Annotated in this window: 9 protein-coding genes, 4 tRNA genes and 1 rRNA gene; all 14 read left to right on the top strand. The window is 52.6% G+C overall.

What is annotated here, in order from left to right:
- The first annotated feature begins 104 nt into the window (after positions 1 to 104).
- The 14 genes from rrf to rplL all read left to right on the top strand — a co-directional run bounded on the left by rrf (position 105) and on the right by rplL (position 6548).
- Positions 105 to 220: ribosomal RNA gene (rrf, locus tag AOA61_RS30060) — 5S ribosomal RNA — on the top strand.
- Positions 221 to 387: 167 nt separating this feature from the next.
- Positions 388 to 1347 (top strand): bifunctional biotin--[acetyl-CoA-carboxylase] ligase/biotin operon repressor BirA, encoded by a 960-nt coding sequence (gene birA, locus AOA61_RS30055; protein WP_095186172.1) that lies wholly within the window; start codon positions 388 to 390, stop codon positions 1345 to 1347.
- Positions 1337 to 2086 (top strand): pantothenate kinase, encoded by a 750-nt coding sequence (locus AOA61_RS30050; RefSeq protein WP_099603303.1) that lies wholly within the window; start codon positions 1337 to 1339, stop codon positions 2084 to 2086. The genes birA and AOA61_RS30050 overlap by 11 nt, the downstream gene beginning before the upstream one ends.
- Positions 2087 to 2093: 7 nt before the next feature.
- Complete coding sequence (locus AOA61_RS30045) at positions 2094 to 2540, top strand: hypothetical protein (protein WP_099603302.1); 447 nt, start codon at positions 2094 to 2096, stop codon at positions 2538 to 2540.
- Between the two features lie 142 nt (positions 2541 to 2682).
- Positions 2683 to 2767 (top strand) — tRNA-Tyr (locus tag AOA61_RS30040).
- Between the two features lie 24 nt (positions 2768 to 2791).
- Positions 2792 to 2865, top strand: a tRNA-Gly gene (locus AOA61_RS30035).
- A 25-nt stretch (positions 2866 to 2890) separates the two neighbouring features.
- Positions 2891 to 2966: transfer RNA gene (locus AOA61_RS30030), tRNA-Thr, on the top strand.
- A 161-nt stretch (positions 2967 to 3127) separates the two neighbouring features.
- Positions 3128 to 3203, top strand: a tRNA-Trp gene (locus tag AOA61_RS30025).
- Positions 3204 to 3248: 45 nt separating this feature from the next.
- Complete coding sequence (secE, locus tag AOA61_RS30020) at positions 3249 to 3617, top strand: preprotein translocase subunit SecE (protein ID WP_032884531.1); 369 nt, start codon at positions 3249 to 3251, stop codon at positions 3615 to 3617.
- A 9-nt stretch (positions 3618 to 3626) separates the two neighbouring features.
- Positions 3627 to 4160, top strand: a complete 534-nt coding sequence (nusG, locus tag AOA61_RS30015) for a transcription termination/antitermination protein NusG (RefSeq protein ID WP_003176436.1) — start codon at positions 3627 to 3629, stop codon at positions 4158 to 4160.
- A 117-nt stretch (positions 4161 to 4277) separates the two neighbouring features.
- Positions 4278 to 4709, top strand: coding sequence for a 50S ribosomal protein L11 (rplK, locus tag AOA61_RS30010; protein WP_003176435.1), 432 nt, complete (start codon positions 4278 to 4280; stop codon positions 4707 to 4709).
- Complete coding sequence (gene rplA / locus AOA61_RS30005) at positions 4709 to 5404, top strand: 50S ribosomal protein L1 (RefSeq protein ID WP_032884532.1); 696 nt, start codon at positions 4709 to 4711, stop codon at positions 5402 to 5404. Before rplK ends, rplA begins: the two co-directional genes overlap by 1 nt.
- A gap of 199 nt (positions 5405 to 5603) precedes the next feature.
- A complete protein-coding gene (gene rplJ, locus AOA61_RS30000) occupies positions 5604 to 6104 on the top strand; it encodes a 50S ribosomal protein L10 (protein WP_003232405.1) in 501 nt (166 codons plus the stop codon).
- Between the two features lie 78 nt (positions 6105 to 6182).
- Complete coding sequence (gene rplL / locus AOA61_RS29995; RefSeq protein WP_003176432.1) at positions 6183 to 6548, top strand: 50S ribosomal protein L7/L12; 366 nt, start codon at positions 6183 to 6185, stop codon at positions 6546 to 6548.
- The last annotated feature ends 184 nt before the right edge of the window (positions 6549 to 6732 follow it).

Below are 6732 nucleotides of genomic sequence, written 5' to 3'. Positions count from 1 at the left end.
AAGACGAAATGAACCGAAAGTTCGACTCTTGCAAACACCGAAAGCTATCACATACCCAATTTGCTGAAGCGAGGCCAGCTGGTCACGACTCAGTACCCGAATTTCTTGACGACCATAGAGCATTGGAACCACCTGATCCCATCCCGAACTCAGTAGTGAAACGATGCATCGCCGATGGTAGTGTGGGGTTTCCCCATGTGAGAGTAGGTCATCGTCAAGATTAAATTCCGAAACCCCATTTGCGAAAGCAGATGGGGTTTTGTTTTGGGCGGGCGGAAAGTGCCGGCAGGTTTTCTCATGGCCGCCTTCAGGGCTAAACGCCTGCCTTTCTATGCAATGGTCTTTCGCATGGCTATCATGCGTTCCTCATTGTGAGGCGATACTTGCATGCTGACGTTGTTAGAACTTCTGAAAGATGGCCGATTTCATTCCGGGGAAGCACTTGGCGCCGCCCTGGGCGTCAGTCGCAGTGCTGTCTGGAAGCAACTCCAGCACCTTGAGGCCGAATTGAATCTGCCAGTTCATAAGGTTCGTGGAAAGGGGTATCAATTAGCATCCCCATTGGTTTTCTTGAGTGCTGCGGAAATTGAGCAGCATGCCCCTGATTTAGCATGGCCTATCCATATCTACGATTCCATTGACTCAACAAATGCCGAAGCTTTGCGTCTTGCTGGGGTTGAGTGCGCGACGCCCTTTCTGGTGCTTGCGGAGCAGCAAACGGCGGGAAGAGGCAGGCGTGGTCGAAAGTGGGTCAGTCCATTTGCCCAGAATGTCTATTACAGCCTTGTATTGCGTATTGAGGATGGTCTTCGGCAGTTGGAAGGCTTAAGTCTTGTGGTTGGATTGGCGGTCATGCAAGCCCTGCGTGAGTCTGGAGTTCAGACTGCGACTTTAAAATGGCCAAACGACGTTCTCGTAGGGCAAAAGAAAATTGCCGGGATTTTGCTGGAGCTCGTAGGGGATCCTGCTGATATCTGTCACGTTGTCCTTGGAATAGGCATCAACGTCAATATGCAGAAGGCTGACGAGGTTGATCAGCAGTGGACATCAGTGCAGTTAGAGACGGGTTTTCCTGTTGATCGAAACGCCCTGATTGCCCGGCTGGGTTTGCAGTTGCAAGGCTACTTGGGTCGACACCGGGTGCTAGGTTTTGCCGAGCTTCAGAATGAGTGGGAGAAAAATCACGCTTGGCAGGGGAGGGCTGTGTCGCTTATAGCCGGTGTCAACCAGGTCGATGGAGTGGTGCTGGGTGTTGATCGTCAAGGTGCTTTGCGTTTGAGTGTTGATGGTGTTGAGAAAATATACAGTGGTGGTGAGCTAAGCCTGAGGTTGCGTGATGATTCTTGAGCTCGACTGTGGGAATAGCTTTATCAAATGGCGTGTGCTTGATTCGAGCGGGGTGAACGCCTCGGCTGAAGGTGTTGCAGGTTCGGATGCTGCCTTGATTGATAGCCTGCTGGCGCTGCCTGAGTTGTTGCTGACGCGTTGCAGGTTGGTGAGCGTCCGTGCGAAGGAAGAGACGGAAAAACTGGTTGAAGCGCTTGTGGAGACATTTGGTGTTGCTGTTACCAGTGCTGCTTCAGCTCGTGAAGTGGCTGGGGTACGTAACGGCTACGAAGATTTTGAGCGCCTTGGTCTGGATCGCTGGTTGGCAATGCTCGGTGGATTTAAATTGGCCTCGGGTGCCTGCTTGGTGCTCGATTTTGGCACTGCGGCGACTGCAGATTTTATAGCTGAGGATGGCGAGCACCTGGGAGGCTTTATTTGTCCGGGCATGTCTCTCATGAGGAATCAGCTGCGTACACATACACGAAAGATAAGGTATGGCGATGCCGCTGCTGAAAGGGCTTTGGAGTGCCTCTCACCAGGTCGTACAACAGTCGAGGCAGTAGAGCGAGGCTGTGCGTTGATGCTTCGAGGATTTGTTCTGACCCAGGTAGAGCTCGCGCGCAGCTACTGGGGCGATGACTTCAGTATATTCCTGACTGGCGGAGATGCTGATTTGGTATTGGGCTCTGTGCCGCAGGCTCGACTCGTTCCTGATTTGGTTTTCGTTGGTCTGGCGATGGCGTGCCCGTTATCTTGAGGTGTTTATGCGTTGGCTGTTTTTGCTTTTACTGATCCTCAACGCCTTTTACTACATATGGCACCAGCAAGAGGCCCCGCTGCGCGCTAAAGACGTTACTCCTCTGAGTCTCTATCGAGGTGCTCAGCAGGATATTCGTCTGCTGAGTGAATCTTCGGATGCAGTGATTCGCAGGGAGCGGGCAAAGGTATCTGATTCGCAAAATACCTGTTTGTACATTGGTGGATTTACAGACCAGCGCCAAGCGCAATCTGTCGAGCAGCGTCTCACTAGCTTGGATATAAAGGCCAAGGTTCAACTGCTGAGTACGCCAGATGCTCAAGGTTACTGGCTCCGGGTGGCCCCGGAAAGCCGGCGCCTGGCTGAAGATCTGCCCTTTGAAAACCTTGTTAAGGAATTCAATGAGTTAAAACATAAAATAATGCTGTGCGAAGGCATTGCAACTGTCGAATAGTTTGCATAGAATGGCGCCCGCTTCGCAGTGAAGACCTTTAGGGGGATTTAATGAGATGCGGCGTCAATGCAGCTAACCTCATAATTTAAATGAGAAAATGCTTGACAGAAGGTCGGCGTAATGTAAAATGCCGGCTCGCTTAGGAGGGGTTCCCGAGCGGCCAAAGGGATCAGACTGTAAATCTGACGTCTACGACTTCGAAGGTTCGAATCCTTCCCCCTCCACCATTTTTAGCGTGAGCTGCAAGCTCCGCGGGTATAGTTTAGTGGTAGAACCTCAGCCTTCCAAGCTGATGATGCGGGTTCGATTCCCGCTACCCGCTCCAAGTTTGCAGGTTGTGCATGTGTTTTGCTCTTGTAGCTCAGTTGGTAGAGCACACCCTTGGTAAGGGTGAGGTCAGCGGTTCAAATCCGCTCAAGAGCTCCATATAACAAGGCAGATATGAAAATATCTGCCTTTGTTTTAACAGCTGCCTCGGCTTGAGTGTTTTGTGTCTGGTGGTTTTGCCAGGTTGTCTCAAGTCTGTTGGGGTTGGTTGTTGTAAAGTCTTTTTCAGGCCTGCATAATGGTCGGCCTGATTTTGTTTTAGGTCAGTAGCTCAATTGGCAGAGCGACGGTCTCCAAAACCGTAGGTTGGGGGTTCGATTCCCTCCTGACCTGCCAGATTCACGTGGTGTGTCTGGCTTTCTTTTCACAGGATCTTCATAGATGACTCCTAAGGCTGAAGCTCAAAGCTCTCGTTTCGATCTCGTCAAGTGGCTAGTTGTTGTAGCGTTGGTGGTCGTAGGCGTAGTTGGCAATCAGTACTATTCTGCTTCGCCGATCCTGTACCGTGTGCTCGCTTTGCTTGTTATTGCTGCTGTGGCTGCCTTTGTGGGCTTGCAGACTGCTAAGGGCAAGTCTTTTGCGGTACTGGTAAAGGAAGCTCGCACCGAAATCCGTAAAGTCGTTTGGCCGACTCGCCAAGAAACCACGCAGACCACGTTGATTGTTGTGGCTGTTGTTCTGGTTATGGCGTTGCTGTTGTGGGGGCTTGATTCCCTGCTCGGTTGGCTTGTTTCCTTGATTGTTGGCTAAGGGTGTCCCGTGGCTAAGCGTTGGTACGTTGTTCATGCTTACTCGGGTTACGAGAAGCATGTTATGCGCTCTTTGCTAGAGCGCGTGAAGCTGGCAGGCATGGAAGATGGCTTCGGCGAAATTCTGGTTCCCACTGAAGAAGTGGTTGAAATGCGGAATGGTCAGAAGCGTAAAAGTGAGCGTAAGTTCTTCCCTGGCTATGTTTTGGTTCAGATGGACATGAATGAAGGTACTTGGCATTTGGTCAAGGATACGCCTCGTGTCATGGGTTTCATTGGCGGTACCGCTGATAAGCCTGCTCCGATCACTGATAAAGAGGCAGAAGCAATTCTGCGTCGCGTTGCTGATGGTAGTGACAAGCCTAAGCCGAAGACTTTGTTCGAGCCGGGTGAGGTTGTTCGTGTTACAGATGGTCCGTTTGCTGATTTTAACGGCACTGTCGAAGAGGTTAACTACGAGAAGAGCCGGATCCAAGTGGCAGTGCTCATTTTCGGTCGCTCTACTCCTGTAGAGTTGGAGTTCAGCCAGGTCGAGAAGGTCTAGCTGGCTAAGCATCCCAACCCCGCAGCCTTAGGCTGTGGGGTTTTGTCGTCACTGGGATAAACGCGCAAGTAACCGGGGAGCCTTTCGAGGCGTTTGAACCCGTAATTGGAGTGCCTCATGGCCAAGAAAATTACCGCTTACATCAAGCTGCAAGTGAAGGCTGCTCAGGCCAACCCAAGCCCACCTGTTGGTCCAGCTCTGGGTCAGCATGGCGTGAACATCATGGAATTCTGCAAGGCCTTCAACGCCCGTACTCAGGGTCTTGAACCAGGTCTGCCGACTCCAGTGATCATCACTGTATACAGCGACCGTAGCTTCACTTTCGAAACTAAGTCGACCCCGGCTTCGGTTCTGCTGAAGAAGGCTGCTGGTCTGACTAGCGGTTCCGCTCGTCCTAACACCGTTAAAGTCGGCACTGTAACTCGTGCTCAGCTGGAAGAAATCGCGAAAACCAAAAACGCGGATCTGACTGCAGCTGATATGGATGCAGCCGTGCGTACCATCGCCGGTTCTGCTCGTAGCATGGGCCTTAACGTGGAGGGTGTGTAATGGCTAAGCTGACCAAGCGCCAAAAGGCTATCGCCGGCAAAATCGAAGCAGGCAAGGCCTACAGCTTTGTAGACGCTGCAGCCCTGTTGACCGAGCTGTCGACTGTCAAATTCAGCGAGTCCGTTGACGTTGCTGTAAACCTGGGTGTGGACCCGCGTAAGTCCGACCAAGTCGTTCGTAGCGCTACTGTGCTGCCACACGGTACTGGCAAGACTGTACGTGTAGCCGTCTTCACCCAAGGCCCGGCAGCTGAAGCTGCTCTGGCCGCTGGCGCTGATCGCGTTGGCATGGACGACCTGGCTGCCGAAATGAAAGGCGGCGACCTGAACTACGACGTAGTTATTGCCTCCCCGGATGCAATGCGTGTTGTAGGTCAGTTGGGTCAGATCCTTGGTCCACGTGGCCTGATGCCTAACCCTAAAGTCGGCACTGTAACGCCAGACGTAGCTACCGCGGTTAAAAACGCCAAGGCTGGTCAGGTTCGTTATCGCACCGACAAAAACGGCATCATTCACACCTCCGTTGGCAAGGTCGGTTTCGACGCCGTCAAGCTGAAGGAAAACGTTGAAGCCCTGATCGCTGATCTTAAGCGTATCAAGCCAGCTTCTTCTAAAGGTATCTACGTCAAGCGCGTTACCCTGAGCACCACTATGGGCCCAGGTCTGGTCATCGACCAAGGCTCGCTGGACGTATAAGACACAGATTGACGCAAGCGATTGCGTCAATTGAAAAAATTGGGGTCCCTGCCTGGCGGGGGCTATCCAAGACCGTAGGCGACGCAAGTCTTAAACCAAAAGCCTACGCAGATGGTGCTCCCGGTTCCTTACCGAATCAGACACCAAAACGACATCCGGCCTAGGCCAGATGAAACGGTAACAAGCAGGAGTTAAACCCGTGGCAATTAATCTCGAAGACAAGAAGGCCATCGTCGCTGAAGTCAACGAGGCTGCCAAAGCTGCCCTGTCCGCTGTCGTGGCTGATGCCCGTGGTGTGACAGTAGGCGCTATGACCGGACTCCGTAAAGAGGCTCGTGAAGCTGGCGTATACGTACGTGTTGTACGTAACACCCTGCTCAAGCGCGCTGTTGCTGACACTGAATACAGTGTTCTCAATGACGTGTTCACCGGCCCGACTCTGATCGCTTTCTCCAAAGATCATCCAGGCGCTGCTGCCCGTTTGTTCAAGGAATTCGCCAAGAGTCAGGATAAGTTCGAGATCAAGGCAGCTGCGTTCGAGGGCAAGTTCCTCGCAGCTAACCAAATCGACGTACTGGCAACATTGCCGACCCGCGACGAAGCCATTTCGCAGCTGATGAGCGTGATTCAAGGCGCTACCAGCAAGCTGGCTCGTACTCTGGCTGCAGTTCGCGAGCAAAAAGAAGCTGCCGCAGCCTAAGGCTGAGCGACTTCTCTCGCGTATTTTTGTTTATTTCGATGGCCGCGTAGGCCGTCCCCCAATTCAGGAAATACAGCAATGTCTATCTCCCAAGACGATATCCTCAACGCCGTAGCTGAAATGTCGGTTCTGCAGGTTGTTGAGCTGATCAAAGCTTTCGAAGAAAAATTCGGCGTTTCCGCTGCCGCTGCTTCCGCTGGCCCAGCAGTTGCTGCTGTTGCTGCTGAAGAGCAAACCGAATTCAACGTCATGCTGCTGGAAGCTGGCGAGAAGAAAGTAAACGTGATCAAGGCAGTACGTGAACTGACCGGTCTGGGCCTGAAAGAAGCCAAGGCTGTAGTTGACGGCGCTCCTGCCCAGGTTCTGGAAGCAGTGTCGAAAGACGCAGCTGACAAAGCCAAAGCTACTCTGGAAGAAGCAGGCGCTAAAGTCGAGCTGAAGTAAGCATCGACTTTGCGTCTCCAGCCCAAGCGTTAAGCTGAAGGCTGATGGCTGGTGGCTCTTGCCACCGGCCTTTTTCCGTTATTGGCTGTCGACTCGGTCGCCGCCATTAACGCGCTGTAGCCATCCGAAGCGGTGGTGCAAACCATGGGGTTTGCAAGATTTTCTGGCTGCTCCCGTCGGAGGG

Origin of the sequence: Pseudomonas sp. 2995-1, from assembly GCF_002742505.1 — a bacterium.
GTDB lineage: Bacteria > Pseudomonadota > Gammaproteobacteria > Pseudomonadales > Pseudomonadaceae > Aquipseudomonas > Aquipseudomonas sivasensis.
Note: the sequence above shows the minus strand (reverse complement) of the source record. Positions and strands in the feature narration are given on the sequence as shown.

Coding starts and splice junctions, on each gene's coding strand:
- birA (WP_095186172.1), top strand. CDS start 388: ATGCTGACGTTGTTAGAACTTCTGAAAGATGGCCGATTTCATTCCGGG.
- AOA61_RS30050 (WP_099603303.1), top strand. CDS start 1,337: ATGATTCTTGAGCTCGACTGTGGGAATAGCTTTATCAAATGGCGTGTG.
- AOA61_RS30045 (WP_099603302.1), top strand. CDS start 2,094: ATGCGTTGGCTGTTTTTGCTTTTACTGATCCTCAACGCCTTTTACTAC.
- secE (WP_032884531.1), top strand. CDS start 3,249: ATGACTCCTAAGGCTGAAGCTCAAAGCTCTCGTTTCGATCTCGTCAAG.
- rplK (WP_003176435.1), top strand. CDS start 4,278: ATGGCCAAGAAAATTACCGCTTACATCAAGCTGCAAGTGAAGGCTGCT.
- rplA (WP_032884532.1), top strand. CDS start 4,709: ATGGCTAAGCTGACCAAGCGCCAAAAGGCTATCGCCGGCAAAATCGAA.
- rplL (WP_003176432.1), top strand. CDS start 6,183: ATGTCTATCTCCCAAGACGATATCCTCAACGCCGTAGCTGAAATGTCG.